Annotated in this window: 12 protein-coding genes; 8 read left to right on the forward strand and 4 right to left on the reverse strand. The window is 66.5% G+C overall.

Annotation, left to right across the window (positions count from 1 at the left end; genetic code table 11):
• The first annotated feature begins 106 nt into the window (after positions 1-106).
• From DWA33_RS00510 to DWA33_RS00520, 3 genes are read left to right on the forward strand one after another with little or no spacing between them, the layout of a single operon-like run.
• The gene (locus DWA33_RS00510) at positions 107-976 is read left to right on the forward strand and encodes a VOC family protein (protein WP_114356357.1); all 870 of its coding nucleotides are present in this window, start codon (positions 107-109) and stop codon (positions 974-976) included.
• Positions 973-1836 (forward strand): 3-deoxy-8-phosphooctulonate synthase, encoded by an 864-nt coding sequence (kdsA, locus tag DWA33_RS00515; protein ID WP_114356167.1) that lies wholly within the window; start codon positions 973-975, stop codon positions 1834-1836. Before DWA33_RS00510 ends, kdsA begins: the two co-directional genes overlap by 4 nt.
• Positions 1836-3062 carry an MFS transporter gene (locus DWA33_RS00520; RefSeq protein WP_114356168.1) on the forward strand — a complete coding sequence of 409 codons (1227 nt, stop codon included), beginning with the start codon at positions 1836-1838 and terminating at the stop codon, positions 3060-3062. Before kdsA ends, DWA33_RS00520 begins: the two co-directional genes overlap by 1 nt.
• On the opposite strand, the gene mdoH is transcribed toward DWA33_RS00520, so the two are convergent.
• From mdoH to DWA33_RS00535, 3 genes are all read right to left on the reverse strand, one after another.
• Positions 3059-5224: a glucans biosynthesis glucosyltransferase MdoH gene (gene mdoH, locus DWA33_RS00525; RefSeq protein WP_114356169.1), complete on the reverse strand. Its 2166-nt coding sequence runs from the start codon at positions 5222-5224 to the stop codon at positions 3059-3061. The two genes, DWA33_RS00520 and mdoH, sit on opposite strands and share 4 nt — an antisense overlap.
• Positions 5212-6723, reverse strand: a complete 1512-nt coding sequence (locus DWA33_RS00530; protein WP_114356170.1) for a glucan biosynthesis protein G — start codon at positions 6721-6723, stop codon at positions 5212-5214. Before DWA33_RS00530 ends, mdoH begins: the two co-directional genes overlap by 13 nt.
• A gap of 103 nt (positions 6724-6826) precedes the next feature.
• Positions 6827-7909: a hypothetical protein gene (locus DWA33_RS00535; protein ID WP_114356171.1), complete on the reverse strand. Its 1083-nt coding sequence runs from the start codon at positions 7907-7909 to the stop codon at positions 6827-6829.
• Between the two features lie 377 nt (positions 7910-8286).
• Here DWA33_RS00535 and asnB point away from each other — a divergent pair, with 377 nt between their 5' ends.
• The 4 genes from asnB to nadE are packed head-to-tail and all read left to right on the forward strand — an operon-like array spanning position 8287 to position 13118.
• The gene (gene asnB, locus DWA33_RS00540; protein ID WP_114356172.1) at positions 8287-10239 is read left to right on the forward strand and encodes an asparagine synthase (glutamine-hydrolyzing); all 1953 of its coding nucleotides are present in this window, start codon (positions 8287-8289) and stop codon (positions 10237-10239) included.
• 12 nt (positions 10240-10251) lie between these two features.
• Positions 10252-10518: an acyl carrier protein gene (locus DWA33_RS00545; RefSeq protein ID WP_114356173.1), complete on the forward strand. Its 267-nt coding sequence runs from the start codon at positions 10252-10254 to the stop codon at positions 10516-10518.
• A gap of 42 nt (positions 10519-10560) precedes the next feature.
• Positions 10561-12102 (forward strand): class I adenylate-forming enzyme family protein, encoded by a 1542-nt coding sequence (locus tag DWA33_RS00550; protein ID WP_114356358.1) that lies wholly within the window; start codon positions 10561-10563, stop codon positions 12100-12102.
• Positions 12099-13118 carry an NAD(+) synthase gene (gene nadE, locus DWA33_RS00555; protein WP_114356174.1) on the forward strand — a complete coding sequence of 340 codons (1020 nt, stop codon included), beginning with the start codon at positions 12099-12101 and terminating at the stop codon, positions 13116-13118. The genes DWA33_RS00550 and nadE overlap by 4 nt, the downstream gene beginning before the upstream one ends.
• Here the strand turns inward: nadE and queF are convergent.
• Positions 13115-13591: a preQ(1) synthase gene (gene queF, locus DWA33_RS00560; RefSeq protein WP_114356175.1), complete on the reverse strand. Its 477-nt coding sequence runs from the start codon at positions 13589-13591 to the stop codon at positions 13115-13117. The genes nadE and queF overlap by 4 nt on opposite strands.
• A gap of 186 nt (positions 13592-13777) precedes the next feature.
• Between queF and eno the strand changes: the two genes are divergently transcribed.
• Positions 13778-15061 carry a phosphopyruvate hydratase gene (gene eno / locus DWA33_RS00565; RefSeq protein ID WP_013502337.1) on the forward strand — a complete coding sequence of 428 codons (1284 nt, stop codon included), beginning with the start codon at positions 13778-13780 and terminating at the stop codon, positions 15059-15061.
• Positions 15062-15075 lie beyond the last annotated feature (14 nt).

Consider the following 15075-nt stretch of genomic DNA (forward strand, 5'->3'; position numbering starts at 1 on the left):
TGAGTATCAGGTTCGATCGTCATTCCGAGCGAAGCGAAGCGATCCAGCGCCGAGCACGGGGCTGGATGGATTCGTCGCTGCGCTCCTCGCGATGACGGCGTCGTTCATGCCCCACGGCTTCGACCATATCGTTCATGCGGTGCACGATCTCGATGCGGCAGCGGATCTGTATCGGTGGCTCGGCTTCACCGTCGGGGCGCGCAACGTTCATCCATGGGGGACGCACAATCGCATCGTCCAGTTCGATCGCTTCTTCATCGAGCTGCTGACGGTCGGTGAGCCCGACAAAATTCCCGCGCATGGCGCCGGTGGCTTGTCGTTCGGGGCGCTGCAGCGCGACTACTTGGCGGCCCGCGAGGGTCTGTCGATGCTGCTGCTGGCGAGCGACGATGCGGCGGCCGACCTGCGCCGGTTCGATGCCGCCGGCATCGCGGCGGGCGATCTCTTCACCTTCGGGCGGGAGGGGCGACGTCCCGACGGCAGCGTGGTGAAGCTGCAATTCTCGCTGGCGTTCGCGCGTGATCCATTGTCGCCGCAGGCGGGGTTCGCGAGCTGCCAGCATCACTATCCGGAGAATTTCTGGAATCCGGCGTTTCAGGCGCACGCCAACGGCGCGCGCGCCGCGACCGCGGTGGTGATGGTCGCCGACAATCCGACCGATCATCACATCTTTCTCGAGGCGTTCACCGGCAGCCGCGATCTGCATTCGTCGTCGATCGGCGTGACGGCGTCGACTTGCCGCGGCGATATCCAGATCGTCGAGCCGGTATCGCTGCGTGATCAATACGGCATCACTGTTTCGCCCGAAGGCGAGGGTGCGAGCTTCGTCGGATTACGGATTGCCGCGGACGATCTCGACGTGGTTGAACGGCTGCTGCAAGACCACAACATTCCGGCGGCGCGCCATGTCGGCCGCCTGGTGGTGACCGATGTGTGCGGCGCCATCCTGATCTTCGAACGAGGAACAATGCGGTGAACAAGAGCATTGCGCCCGCCACCAGCGTCGTGGCGGGCAACGTCAAATTCGGCAATTCGTTGCCGCTCTCGGTGATCGCCGGCCCGTGCCAGCTCGAGAGCCGCGCGCATGCGCTGGAAGTCGCCGCAGCGCTGAAGGAGATCGCCACCCGGCTCGGCTTCGGGCTGGTCTACAAGACGTCGTTCGACAAGGCCAACCGCACCAGCGCAGCCAGCGCCCGCGGCCTCGGCCTCGACGCCGCGCTGCCGATCTTCGCCGAGATCCGTGACAGCTTCGGCCTGCCGGTGCTGACCGACGTGCACGAGAACGAGCAATGCGCCCGCGCCGCCGAGGCCGTGGACATCCTGCAGATCCCCGCGTTCCTGTGTCGCCAGACCGACCTGCTGCTCGCCGCCGCTGCGACCGGCAAGGTCGTCAACGTCAAGAAGGGCCAGTTCCTGGCGCCGTGGGACATGGGCAACGTCGTGTCCAAGATTACCCACGCCGGCAACTCGAAGGTGCTGGTGACCGAGCGCGGCGTGTCGTTCGGCTACAACACGCTGGTGTCGGACATGCGCGCGCTGCCGATCATGGCCAAGACCACCGGCGCGCCAGTGATCTTCGATGCGACCCATTCTGTGCAGCAGCCCGGCGGCAAGGGCACCTCGTCGGGCGGCGAGCGCGAATACGTGCCGGTGCTGGCGCGCGCTGCGGTCGCGGTCGGCGTCGCCGGCGTGTTCATCGAAACCCATCCCGATCCGGATCACGCGCCGTCCGACGGCCCCAACATGGTGCCGCTACGTGAGTTCGAGGCGCTGATGAAGACGCTGATGGAATTCGACGCGCTCGCCAAGAAGCGGTCCGCGGTCGGGAGCGTTTGATGCCGCCAGCCGGCAGTGCAGCCTCATCGTCCGGGCTGCCGCCGGCGCTCAATATCATCGCGCTGTCGAGCTTTGCAGCGTCGCTGTCGACGCGCGCGCTCGACCCGGTGCTGCCGCGGATCGCCGACGATTTCGCCGTGACGATCACCACCGCGGCCGGACTCGCCGCGGTCACTTCCTTCACCTTCGCGGTGGTCCAGCCGGCGATCGGCGCGCTCGGCGATCTGTTCGGCAAAGCTCGGCTGATGATCGTCTGTCTGGCGCTGCTCGGCTTCGCCAATCTGCTCGGTGCGCTGTCGTCGTCGTTCGCGGTGCTGTTCGTCTGCCGCATCCTCGCCGGCATTGGCGCCGGCGGCGTGTTTCCGGTGGCGCTCGGCCTCGCGGCCGATCTGGTCACGGTGGAGCGGCGGCAGGTGGCGATCGGCCGCGTGCTCGGCGGCTCGATGGCCGGCAATCTGCTCGGCGCCTCGGCTTCGGGCGTGATCGGTGATTTCCTCGGCTGGCGCGGCGTGCTGGCAATCCTCGGCCTGCTGGTGATCGCCGCCGCGATCGCGGTGGCGCTCGGCGCCCGCGGCGCCAAGATGCCGCCGCGCAGCGCCGAGATGGACCTGCCGGCGCTGCGCCGCGGCTATCGCACCATTTTCAGCAATCCGAATGCGGCGATCTGCTTCACCGCGGTGTTCATCGAGGGCACCTGCGTGATGGGGCTGTTCCCTTACGTCGCCGCCTTCCTGCACGAGCAGGGCGAGGAGAGCCTGGCGGTCGCCGGTCTGGTGATCGCCGGCTTCGCGGTCGGCGGGCTGATCTACACGCTGACTGTGTCGCAATTGCTGCCGCGGCTCGGCACCACCGGCATGATGATCGGCGGCGGCCTGTTGGTCGCGCTGCAGCTCGTTGCCATCATGCTCGGCCCGCACTGGCAGGCGCAGCTCGTCGCCTTCATCCTGATGGGGATGGGGTTCTACATGCTGCACGGCTGCATCCAGGTGTTCGCCTCCGAACTCACCGAGACCGCGCGCGGCACCGCGATGTCGCTGCACTCGTTTTTCTTCTTCATCGGTCAGACCACCGGCCCGATCGCCTACGGCTTCGGCCTCTCGCAGCTCGGCAAGACCGCGACGCTGGCTCTGACGGCCCTGACGATGGCGATGCTCGGCCTGGTGCTGGCGCGCATCCTCAAACCGCGGCCGCCGGCGGATGCGGTGACCCGCGAATCCCCGTTCTAACCACCGGGCTCGTCGCCGACCGCGGGCCGCGCGTCGGCGCTGGACAATTGCAGCAGCCGCCGCAGCGTTTCATCATCACCGAGCACGGCGCGGACTTCGCGCGGGTGAAGCCAGCCGACCGCCTCGTCGAAGCTTCTCGCGTCGTCGATCAGCACGCGCGCGGTCGCCAGATGCGGATCGATGCGTCCGCGCCGGCGGGGAGGATGGAAGGCGAGGGCGGCGAGATGGAGTTCCCGAAGCCGGCGGTCGCGGCGAAGCGCGCTCAGCGGATCGGTCGCTTGGCTCGCTCCGCGAAGACGATCGGCGAGCGCATGCACCTGCGCGAGAATCGCGGGCGGATCGATCTGCTCCGGGGTCATCATCAGCAACGGACGCGAGCGGGCGGCACGCGTCGTCAGCAGCGCCACCGGGATCGCGAGCAACAGGCCGACGATCACCGGCGTCATCCACAGCAGCAGCGGCCACGATACCAGCCACGCCCCGATCGCCATGGTCGCGCCGAGCGCAGTCGGCAGCGCGTAACGTTGGACGACTTCACGGAAGGGGATCGCGCCGTCGCCGCGATGCTGCACCTGCCAGCCGGCGTCGCGGCCGAGCAGGATCTCGATCACCGCCGTCGATTGAAACACCATCATCACCGGTGCGGTCAAAGCCGAGATCAGCGTTTCTAGCAGCACGCCGCCGAAGGCGCGCAGGCCGCCGCCGAACTGCCTGCGGGTGTGGCTGCGCATCAGCACCAGCAACAAGGCCAGCAGCTTCGGCAGGATCAACAGTCCCATCGTGCCGGCGAACACCCAGGCGGCGCGCACCGGGTCCTGCGCCGGCCAGATTGGAAACAGCGAGAAGTCCTTCGGGAAATACTCGGGGCGGACGAACTGCGCCTGCAGCGAAATCAGGATGCCGGCCACCAGGAACGCCAGCCACATCGGCGCGGTGAGATAGGCGCCGATGCCGGTGAGGAAATGCAGCCGCGACACCCAATGCAGTCCGCGGGCGGTGAGGATCTTGCCGTGCTGCAGATTGCCCTGGCACCAGCGCCGGTCACGTGCGGCGAAATCGAGCAGCGACGGCGGGCACTCCTCGTAGCTGCCGCGCAGTGTCGGGGCGAGATGGATGCGCCAGCCGGCGCGGCGCATCAGCGCCGCCTCGACGAAGTCGTGGCTGAGGATTTCACCGCCGAACGGCTTGCGGCCCGGCAGCGTCGGCAGCCCGGCGCTGCCGGCAAAGGCCGCGACCCGGATGATCGCATTGTGGCCCCAATAATTGCTCTCGGAGCCGTGCCACCATGCGGTGCCGGCGGCGATCATCGGCCCATAGAGGCTGCCGGCAAATTGCTGAACCCGTGCGAACAGGGTGCGCGCCTGAACCACGACGGGGAGAGACTGGATCAGGCCGATGTCGCTGTCTGCCTCCATCGCGGCGGCGATCCGTACCAGCACGTCGCCGGTCATGACGCTGTCGGCGTCGAGAATGACCATGAAGTCGTAGACGCCGCCGAAGCGCTCGACCCAATCGGCGATGTTGCCGGATTTGCGCGCCGTATTGTGGGGCCGGTGCCGATAGTACAGACGGTCCTGTGTGGCGGCGAGTTCGGCGTAGCAGCGCTCTTCGTCGATCCAGACGGATGGGTCGGTGGAATCGCTGAGCACGAACCAGTCGAATTGCGCGCCGCGGCCGGTTTCGTCGACCGATTGCCGTGTCGCCTGCAGCCTCGCGAACACCACGGGGGCGTCTTCGTTGTAGGTCGGCAGCAGCATCGCGATCCTGGAGGTGACCTCCGGCAACGAGCCATCCGTCGAGATGCCGACATCGTTGCGCCAGCCGCCGCACAGTACGGCGAAGCCGGCGAGCGCCGACACGAAGGAAAGAGCGACCCAGGCGAACAGCGCGGCGAACAGCGCCAGCACCACGGCCTCGAGAATCGTGATGCCGCCGACCTGCAGCACCTGATACATTTCGTAAATGCCCGCCGCCGCCAGCACCGCGGTCGCGACCATGATCAGGACACGGCGCCATACGGCGGGCGACCGAAAGGCGGCAGGCCGAGGCCTGTGCCGGAACGATTGCACCGGCATCGGCAGCGGCGCGTCTGCAGGCAGCGGTTCGGCGCGACGTTCGAGGTCATGGTGCCGCTGGATGCGCGGTCCGTTTACGGCGTCCATCGGTACAGCCAGACTTCGGAAACTGCTGTGTCGCCCTCGAACACGGCCGCACGCAGCTCGACCGGAGCCTGCGCCTGGACCAGGTCGAAGCTGAGCCGCCAGCCGCCCATCGCTGGATTGGGTTGGGTCACGATATTGCGGATCTCGCCCTTGTCGGCGGCGACGACGCCGCGGATCGCGGCGGCATCCGCGGTCTTCAGGCGGTCGCCGGCGAGGTCGAGCACGAACAACCGCTCGTTGTCGCCGCGCGCGCTGATGCCGGTCCGCACAAACCGTGCGAGCCCCTGTGGCTTTCGGGTGTCCGGGCCCCAGTGCAGCCGATAGGTGTAGATGTGTTCGCCCTTGGCGCGCAGCGGCTGCTTCGGCTCCCAGAACGCCGCGATATTGTCGTGCACCTCTTCACGAGTCGGAATCTCGATCAGCTTGACGGCGCCGTCGGTCCAGTCGCCGATCGGTTCGGCCCACAGGCTCGGCCGCAGTTCGAACCGGGATTCCAGATCCTGATAGTTGGCGAAGCTGCGTTCGCGCTGCATCAGGCCGAAGCCGCGCGGGTTGCGGTCGCCGAACGAACTGATCTGCAGATCCTTCGGATTGCACAGCGGCCGCCACAACTCCTCGCCGCTGCCGTTGAAGATCGCCAGCCCGTCGGAATCGTGCACCGCGGCGCGGAAGTCCGGTGTGTCGGCCGGATCGTTCGGGCCGAACAGAAACATGCTGGTCATCGGCGCCAGCCCGGCATGCTGCAGATCGACGCGCGGATACAGCGCCATCTCGACATCGAACACGGTGGTGTCGCCGGGCCGGATGGTGAAGCGATAGGCACCGGCGACGCTCTTGCTGTCGAGCAACGCATGCACCACCAGCGACGATGCGCCCGGAGCTGGGCGTTCGAGCCAGAACGTTTTGAACAGCGGGAATTCCTCGCCGCCGGACTGGCCGGTGTCGATCGACAGGCCGCGCGCCGACAGGCCGTAACGCTCGCCCTTGGCGACGGCGCGGAAGTACGCGGCGCCGAGGAAGGCGCTGACCTCGTCGTAGTAGTCCGCACGCTGGATCGGCGCGTGAATCCGAAAGCCGGCAAAGCCGAGATCGGCATCCGGCGGCGGCGGAGCGATAGTGCCGAACGAGAAATCATCGGGTCGATAAGGGATCGGGCGGGCTTGGCCGTCGACGACTTCGAAGATCGTCACCCGGTTCTTGTAGAGGAAGCCGCGGTGGAAGAACTGGACCTGAAACGGCAGGTTCTCGGCGCGCCAGAGGGCTCGGTCGGGCCGGAAGCGCAGCGATCGGTAGGCGTCGTAGCTCAGATCGCTCAGCGTGTTCGGCAACGAACCCTCCGGCGCACGATAAGGCTTGCTCGCCAGCTCGCGCGCCAGCTTGCGCACCATCCAGGGATCGAAATCGATCGACGGCGGGGAGCTGCTCGCCGCGGCCGGATCGGCCTTCGCCCCCAACAGCGGCAACGCCGCCAGCCCGGTCAGAACTTGCCGCCGGTTCAATCTCGCTCCTCCGGTTGGACGATGCAGTTCCGCTCAAACGTCGGGGAAGGAGAAGAGTTCCTCGCTGTTGCGAGATGCGCGATGTCGACGGGATCCGATCGGGTTAGTTGAACCTGCCGCCCAGCATCCGCATCCAGGATTCGCCGCCGAGGCCGTTGAGGACGGCGTCGGCGCTTTGCGCGGCGGCGCGCAGCGCCGGATCGCGGGCGTGAACCACGGTGACGTAGCGCAGCACGTAGAGGCAGCCGAGTGCCTGCAGACGCGGCATCATCTCCGGCTGGGTGTTGCCGGCGACGCCCGAGGCGCCGATCCGCTGCGCGGTCGCCAGCACATCGTCGACCACCAGGTCGGCCTTCGCCGGCAGCGAAAATGTCTGCAGCACGCGCAGGACGCCGTGTCGGTCGCCATGCGCCAGATAGCCGCCGATCGGAGTGCCGCGGCGATCGTGCACGATGCGTGCGACGGGCGTGCCGCGATCTTCCTTCCGCGCTGCGTGCGCCAGCAGAGAAGCGAGCACCGGTGGCTGGAATGCCGGCCGCAATGCGGAGCCTGCGGTGGTGTGCAGGATGACGTCCGCCAATTCACCGGGAGCGACGTCACGGCCCCCGTCAATTGACAGCGCTGGCAGCGCGGGCAGGACCTTCGCTGCTGCCACGTCCAGCAGCGAGGTTGCGAGCCGGACCTGATTCAGAAGCGGCAGGCGGCGCGCTGCGACCGTGACGGCGAGGCTCAGCGGCCGCAGAACTCGGACCCATTCGTAGCTCCGGCCGAGCACCATCTCGCCGCCGAGCTTGCGCCACATCCCGAACGAGGCGGTGTTGGCGGTCTCGCTGATTGAGATGTCCTGAGCGCCGTTCAGATAAGCCCGCAGCAGCCGGGCTCCGGCCAGCGGATCGGTCTCCGGCGCGTCGACCATCAGCGAGCCGGCATAGGCGGCGCGGATCGGGCGATCCTGCCAGATCATCGGGACGACGTTGACGCCGATGAAGCCGCGGACCCGTCCATCAGTGTCGACATACACCAGCGCGCCGATCTCGGCGTCGGACCATGGATGATTCAGGTAGATGTCGACGAAGTAATCGGCGAGCGAGGCTGGCGCCGGCGCCCTCGACTTCCGGAATACCGCCTGAAACAGGTCGGCGACGGCGATCGCGTCATGGGAAGCAAAACGGCGGATGAGGGCCATTGATAACGTCCTGAAGGCCCCTTCGATCACATGATTTGTTTTCGCATCAGTTAAGCCGATCACCAGCATCACGGCGGATAGCGAGATCAGACGACGCGGGATCGCGTAATAGCTATGGCGAAGTCGTGCTCTAGCGACGGGCCGCCGGCTCGATGCTGTCGGAGAGAGACGGATTTGTTTCTGGCTGGAAACAATCGATGGCGGTTGACACATCTTCGCCTTGATTGGCGGTCGTGCGGTACCCGTTCGCTACACGTCGTCGGTGGTGCCTTCCAACTCCAGCAACCCGCACCTGCTTCATTTACGTTAACCCGAGGCTGTCGCTGCAAGTTTTAGCGGTTCCGGCTAGGTTGCCCGCCTGCAACAAGAGAAAGCCCATGTGCGGCATCGCCGGCTACCACGGATCGCCTGGGGGCATTGCGCACGATCGATTGCTCACCGAGATGGCCGCCGCCGTGGCACATCGCGGTCCGGACGCGAGCGGCGTTCATGTCGGCGACGGCTTCGGGCTCGCACATACCCGGCTCAGCATCATCGATCTCGCCGGCGGTGCGCAGCCGATGACGGACATCGATGGCGAGTTGTGGCTTTCGTTCAACGGCGAGATCTTCAATTACGTCGAGCTGCGCCAGGACCTGATCGCGCGCGGGCATCGGTTTCGCACCGCCTCCGACACCGAGGTGATCCTCAAGGCGTATCGCGCGTATGGGCCGGACTGCGTCAAGCATTTCAACGGCGACTTCGCTTTCGCATTGTGGGATTCGCGCAACCGGCGGCTGATGCTGGCGCGCGACCGCATGGGCGTGCGGCCGTTGTTCTACACCCGGCGGCAGGGCTGTCTGTATTTCGCCTCGGCGATCCGCTCGCTGCTTCAGGTGCCGGGCGTAGCTCCCGAGATCGATCCGATTGCGCTCGATCAGACCTTCACGTTCTGGTTCCCCTTGGCGCCGCGCACGATCTTCAAGGACATCGCCGAGCTGCCGCCGGGGCATCTGCTGCTGGCGGAAGGCGACCGCGTCCGCATCGAGCCGTACTGGCAGCTTGCGTTCCCGGATGCCGATGACATCGTCGCGCACGATCAGCGTGATCCGCGCGAGCTTGCCGACGAGCTGCAGGCGCTGCTGATCGATGCGACGCGGATCCGGCTGCGCGCCGACGTTCCGGTGGGCGCCTATCTCAGCGGCGGGCTGGATTCCTCGATCGTCACCGCGATCATGAAGCGGTTGGTGCCGGATCAGCTCCGCACCTATTCGGTCGCGTTCGAGGATGCCGAATTCGACGAGCGCGGCTTCCAGGACGTGATGGCGCGATCGCTCGACACCGACCATCACGTGGTGCTGTGCACCGAAGACGAGATCGGCCGCCGTTTCCCGGAGGTGGTCTCTCATGCCGAGCGGCCGCTGGTGCGGACCGGTCCCACGCCGCTGCACATGCTCTCGGAGCTGGTGCACGGGCAGGGCCTGAAGGTGGTGCTGACCGGCGAGGGCGCCGACGAAGTGTTCGCCGGCTACGACATCTTCAAGGAGGCCAAGCTGCGCCGGTTCTGCGCGGCGCAGCCGGCGTCGAAGCGGCGCACATTGCTGCTGCAGCGGCTGTATCCTTACTTGTCTCAGCTCAAGACCCAATCGCAGAGCTATCGTGAGGCCTTCTTCCTCGGCAGCGGCGACGATCTCGGCGATCCGTTGTTTTCGCATCTGCCGCGGGTGCGGACCACGCAGGGCGCCAAGGCGTTCTACTCGCGCGAGCTGCGCGGTGCGCTCAGTGGCTACGATGCCCTGGCCGATCTGCGCGAGCGGCTGCCGGAGCGGTTTGCGCGTTGGCACCCGCTGTCACAGGCGCAGTACCTCGAGACCGCGTTTCTGCTGCCCGGTTACATCCTCTCGTCGCAGGGCGATCGCGTCGCGATGGCGCATGCGGTCGAGGGCCGGTTTCCGTTCCTTGATCCCCGCGTGATCGACTTCGCTGCGAAACTGTCGCCGCGGCAGAAGCTGCGGGTGCTGCGCGAGAAGCACATCCTGCGCGAGGCGACGCGCGATCTGCTGCCGGCGAACATCGCCGACCGGCCGAAGCAGCCATATCGCGCGCCCGACAGCCGCTCGTTCTTCGGCGCAGGGGCTCGCGGCTATGTCGAGGCGGCCCTGGCCCCCGACGCGTTGGCTGCCTCCGGACTGTTCGAGGCCGGCGCAGTGCAGAAGCTGCTGCGCAAGTGTGCCGCTGGCCGCGCGGTCGGCGCGCGCGACAACGCCGCCTTCGTCGGCATTCTCTCCACCCAATTGCTGGTCCGGCAGACTGCCGGCACCGCCATCGCTTCATCGATTCAAGCCGCTTAGAAAGGACTGGTTATGTCGACCGACCGCCGCGCAAAGATCCGCGCCTTCATCGAAGAGAATTTCCTGTTTCGCGAGGACACCGACGCCATCGCCGACGGCGAGTCGCTGCTCGAAGCCGGCCTGATCGACTCCACCGGCATTCTCGAACTGGTGGCGTTCCTGGAATCCGAATTTGCGATCAGCATCGCGGATGAGGACATCGTCCCGGACAATCTCGACTCGATCGCCGCGATCGACGCTTACGTCGCCCGTCGTCAGGGCAGTTCGCTCGCGGCCTGAAAGCGCTTAGGTCGGCAGCCGGGTGAAATCGGAGATCGGATGATGCGCGTCGAGCAGTTTCTGACGGAGAGCGCGGCGGCCTGGCCCGACAAGACGGCGCTGGTCGCGGGCGACCGGCGGCTGTCGTTTCGCGAGCTGGACGAAGCCTCGACTCGTCTTGCGGCGGCGCTGCTCGGCGCCGGCGTTGTCCGCGGGGATCGCGTGGTGGTGTTTCTCGACAACTGCGCCGAGGCGGTGATCGCGATCTTTGCGACACTGAAGGCTGGTGCGGTGCTGTCGCCGATCAATCCGTCGACCAAATCCGACAAGCTCGCCTACATCCTCAACAACTGCCGCGCGGCTGCGCTGGTGACCAGCGGCCGTCTCGGCACCGTGGCGCAGAAGGCGATTGCCGAGGCGCCATCGGTGCACACGGTCGTGGTTGCCGACGGCGCAGCGCTCACGCCCGGCTGGATCAGCTTTGCAGACGCGGTTGCGCGGCCCTGCGATGGTCTGCCGTTCGCAGGCATCGAGCTCGACCTAGCGATGCTGATCTACACCTCGGGCTCGACCGGCCATCCCAAGGGCGTGATGATGACGCATCAGAACGTCGTCGCCGCGGCGACATCGATCACCACCTATCTGGAAAGCCGTGCCGACGACGTCGTGCTCAGCGTGCTGCCGCTGTCGTTCGACTACGGCCTGTATCAGGCGCTGATGGCCGCCGAGGTCGGCGCGACGCTGGTGCTGGAGAAGTCGTTCGCGTTCCCGCAGACCATCCTGCAGAAGATCGACGCCGAACGCGTCACCGGCTTTCCGATCGTGCCGACCATGGCGGCGCTGCTGCTGCAGATGAAGAACCTGGCGCCGGGCAGCCTGCCGAGCCTGCGCTACATCACCAACACCGCCGCGGCGCTGCCTGTCGCGCATGTGCTGCGGCTTACCGAGCTGTTCCCGCAGGCGCTGCTATATTCGATGTACGGCCTCACCGAATGCAAGCGTTGCACCTATCTGCCCCCGCAGCAGCTCTTGCAGCGGCCGGGCTCGGTCGGCATCGCCATTCCCGGCACCGAGGCCTATGTGGCCGACGATGCCGGCACGCGTCTGCCGCCGGGAGAGGTCGGCGAATTGGTGATCCGCGGTCCGCATGTGATGAAGGGCTATTGGGAAAATCCGGAAGCCACCGCGCGGGCGCTGCGGCCTGGGCCGTTCTCGTGGGAGAACGTGCTCTATACCGGCGACCTGTTCCGCTGCGACGACGCAGGCTTCCTGTACTTCGTCGGCCGCAAGGATGACATCATCAAGACCCGCGGTGAGAAGGTCAGCCCGAAGGAAGTCGAGAACGTGCTGCACGCGCTTCCGGGTGTGAAGGAGGCGGCGGTGATCGGCGTCGAGGATCCGGTGCTCGGCGCCGCCATCAAAGCCCTGGTGGTCGCCGACGACGGCAGTCTCACCGCGCAGGACGTGATCCGCCACTGCGCACGGCATCTGGAAGACTTCATGGTGCCGAAGCACGTCGAATTCCGCGACGCGCTGCCGAAATCCGACAATGGCAAGATCGATCGCCGCGCGCTGGCCGCGGCGGTGCTGGAGGCCGCCGAATGAACAGCATTGTCCCGGGCGCGGCCACCGCCGCCGCCCAGCCGCTCGGCTTCAGCAGCGATGTGCTGCGGATCGACGCCGCGGCGGAAACCGACCGGATCGTCGAGGCGATCCGCGCCCAGGTGCTGCGCCGGCTGCGCCGCCGCGGCGCGATGATCGGGCTGTCCGGCGGCATCGACTCGTCGGTCACCGCTGCGCTGTGCATGCGAGCCTTTGGGCCAGACAAGGTGTTGGCGCTGCTGATGCCGGAACAGGATTCCGACCCCGACAGCCTGCGGCTCGGCCGGCTGATGGCCGAGACTCTCGGCATCACCAGCGTCACCGAGGACATCGCGCCGATGCTCGCCGGCGCCGGCTGCTATGCGCGGCGCGACGCCTTCATCCGCACGCTGGTTCCGGAGTTCGGTGACGGCTGGGGCTGCAAGGTGGTGATCGCCAATGCGCTCGGCTCTGCCTACAGCATCACTTCGCTGGTGGTGCAGTCTCCGAGCGGCGAGCAGCGCAAGCTGCGGCTGCCGCTCGACACCTATCTCGGCATCATCGCCGCGACCAATATGAAGCAGCGCACCCGTAAGCAGATCGAGTACTACCATGCCGACCGGCTGAACTACGCGGTCGCCGGCACGCCAAACCGGCTGGAGTACGACCAGGGCTTCTTCGTCAAGAACGGCGACGGGGCAGCAGACTTCAAGCCGATCGCGCACCTCTACAAGTCGCAGGTCTATCAGCTCGCCGATCATCTCGGCGTGCCGCAGGAAATCCGGCAGCGGCCGCCGACCACCGACACCTGGTCGCTGCCGCAGACCCAGGAGGAGTTCTACTTCTCGCTGCCGTATCAGCGCATGGACTTGTGCCTGTATGCGCTGAACGCCGGCATCCCGGCGGAGGTCGCGGCGCCCGCGGCCGGGCTGACGCCGGACCAGATCCAGCGCGTCTGGAAAGACATCGAAGCCAAGCGCCGCGCCACCCGCTATCTGCACGAGCCGCCGCTGCTGGTCGACGAGGCGGTGCGGCGCTAACCCCGCCCGCGATACGGCTGCACGCCCTGGTCCGGCACCCAGACGTCCTTCGGCAGTTTGCCGGTCTGCCAGAATACGTCGATCGGGATGCCGCCGCGCGGATACCAGTAGCCGCCGATGCGCAGCCATTTCGGCTTGATCTCGGCCGCGATCCGCTTGCCGATCGCCACCGTGCAGTCCTCGTGGAAGGCGCCGTGATTGCGAAACGAGGCGAGGTACAGCTTCAGCGATTTCGACTCCAGCAGCCAAGGGCCGGGAACGTAGTCGATCACCAGATGCGCGAAATCCGGCTGGCCGGTCACCGGGCACAGCGAGGTGAATTCCGGCGCGGTGAAGCGAGCCAGGAAATTGGTGTCCTTCTGCGGGTTCGGCACCCGGTCGAGCTTGGCGGCTTCCGGCCGATCCGGCCATTCGACGGCTTGGCCGAGCTGCAGGGGCGAGGAGGCGGCGGATTTGCGGGGCGTTTTCGACATGGCTTGAAACTGTGGTCTCCGTTACCGCCGTCCTAGAGCATTTTCCGGAGCAGGGGAATCCGTTGCAAAACCGGTGCGTTCGCCGTTTGTCGGGCCTCTTGGAGCGGTCCGGCGGTCTTTTCGTGCCCCGAGCCATGCTGTAGAAGCGGCGCAACTCCATTCCCTCCATCCGATCAAGAGGCATTCATGACCGCCATCGTCGACATCATCGGCCGCGAAATTCTCGACAGCCGCGGCAATCCGACCGTCGAAGTCGACGTGGTGCTCGAGGACGGCTCGGTCGGCCGCGCGGCGGTGCCGTCGGGCGCCTCGACCGGCGCCCACGAGGCGGTCGAGTTGCGCGACGGCGACAAGGCCCGCTATCTCGGCAAGGGCGTGCTGAAGGCGGTCGAAGCCGTCAATGGCGAGCTGTTCGATGCACTCGGCGGTATGGACGCCGAGCAGCAGGTGCAGATCGACCAGACCATGATCGAGCTCGACGGCACCCCGAACAAGGGCCGGATCGGCGCCAATGCGATCCTGGGCGTGTCGCTCGCGGTCGCCAAGGCTGCGGCGTCGTCTTACGATCTGCCGCTGTATCGCTATGTCGGGGGCACCTCGGCCCGCACCCTGCCGGTGCCGATGATGAACATCATCAATGGCGGCGCGCACGCCGACAATCCGATCGACTTCCAGGAATTCATGATCATGCCGGTCGGCGCGCCGAGCTTCGCGGAAGCGCTGCGCTATGGTTCGGAGATCTTTCACACCCTCAAGGGCGAATTGAAGAAGGCCGGCCACAACACCAATGTCGGCGACGAGGGTGGCTTCGCGCCGAACCTGCCGTCGGCCGACGCCGCGCTCGACTTCGTGCTGTCGGCGATCGGCAAGGCCGGCTTCAAGGCTGGCGAAGACGTCATGATCGCGCTCGATCCGGCGTCGACCGAGTTCTTCAAGGACGGCAAGTATGTCTATGAAGCGGAAGGCCGCAGCCTGGGTCCGCAGGAACAGGCCAAGTATCTCGCCGATCTGGTGTCGCGTTATCCGATCGTGTCGATCGAAGACGGCATGGCCGAAGACGATATGGAAGGCTGGAAGGCGATCACCGACCTGATCGGCGACAAGTGCCAACTCGTCGGCGACGATTTGTTCGTCACCAACGTCTCGCGCCTCGCCGACGGCATCAAGGCCGGTCGCGCCAACTCGATCCTGATCAAGGTCAATCAGATCGGCACGCTGACCGAGACGCTGGCCGCCGTCGAGATGGCGCACAAGGCCGGCTACACCGCGGTGATGTCGCATCGCTCCGGCGAGACCGAGGACTCGACGATCGCCGACCTCGCGGTCGCCACCAATTGCGGGCAGATCAAGACCGGCTCGCTGGCCCGCGCCGACCGCACCTCGAAGTACAACCAGTTGCTGCGCATCGAACAGGAGCTCGGCACCAGCGCGTACTTCCCCGGCAAGGCGGCGCTGAAGGCGTTCCGCTGAACGAAAAATGGCCG

The organism is Rhodopseudomonas pentothenatexigens, from assembly GCF_900218015.1.
GTDB lineage: Bacteria > Pseudomonadota > Alphaproteobacteria > Rhizobiales > Xanthobacteraceae > Rhodopseudomonas > Rhodopseudomonas pentothenatexigens.

Excerpts from the sequence above, each read along its gene's own strand:
- DWA33_RS00545 (WP_114356173.1), top strand. The coding sequence starts at position 10,252 with ATGTCGACCGACCGCCGCGCAAAGATCCGCGCCTTCATCGAAGAGAAT.
- DWA33_RS00535 (WP_114356171.1), bottom strand. The coding sequence starts at position 7,909 with ATGGCCCTCATCCGCCGTTTTGCTTCCCATGACGCGATCGCCGTCGCC.
- asnB (WP_114356172.1), top strand. The coding sequence starts at position 8,287 with ATGTGCGGCATCGCCGGCTACCACGGATCGCCTGGGGGCATTGCGCAC.
- DWA33_RS00510 (WP_114356357.1), top strand. The coding sequence starts at position 107 with ATGCCCCACGGCTTCGACCATATCGTTCATGCGGTGCACGATCTCGAT.
- DWA33_RS00550 (WP_114356358.1), top strand. The coding sequence starts at position 10,561 with ATGCGCGTCGAGCAGTTTCTGACGGAGAGCGCGGCGGCCTGGCCCGAC.
- eno (WP_013502337.1), top strand. The coding sequence starts at position 13,778 with ATGACCGCCATCGTCGACATCATCGGCCGCGAAATTCTCGACAGCCGC.
- mdoH (WP_114356169.1), bottom strand. The coding sequence starts at position 5,224 with ATGGACGCCGTAAACGGACCGCGCATCCAGCGGCACCATGACCTCGAA.
- queF (WP_114356175.1), bottom strand. The coding sequence starts at position 13,591 with ATGTCGAAAACGCCCCGCAAATCCGCCGCCTCCTCGCCCCTGCAGCTC.
- DWA33_RS00520 (WP_114356168.1), top strand. The coding sequence starts at position 1,836 with ATGCCGCCAGCCGGCAGTGCAGCCTCATCGTCCGGGCTGCCGCCGGCG.
- nadE (WP_114356174.1), top strand. The coding sequence starts at position 12,099 with ATGAACAGCATTGTCCCGGGCGCGGCCACCGCCGCCGCCCAGCCGCTC.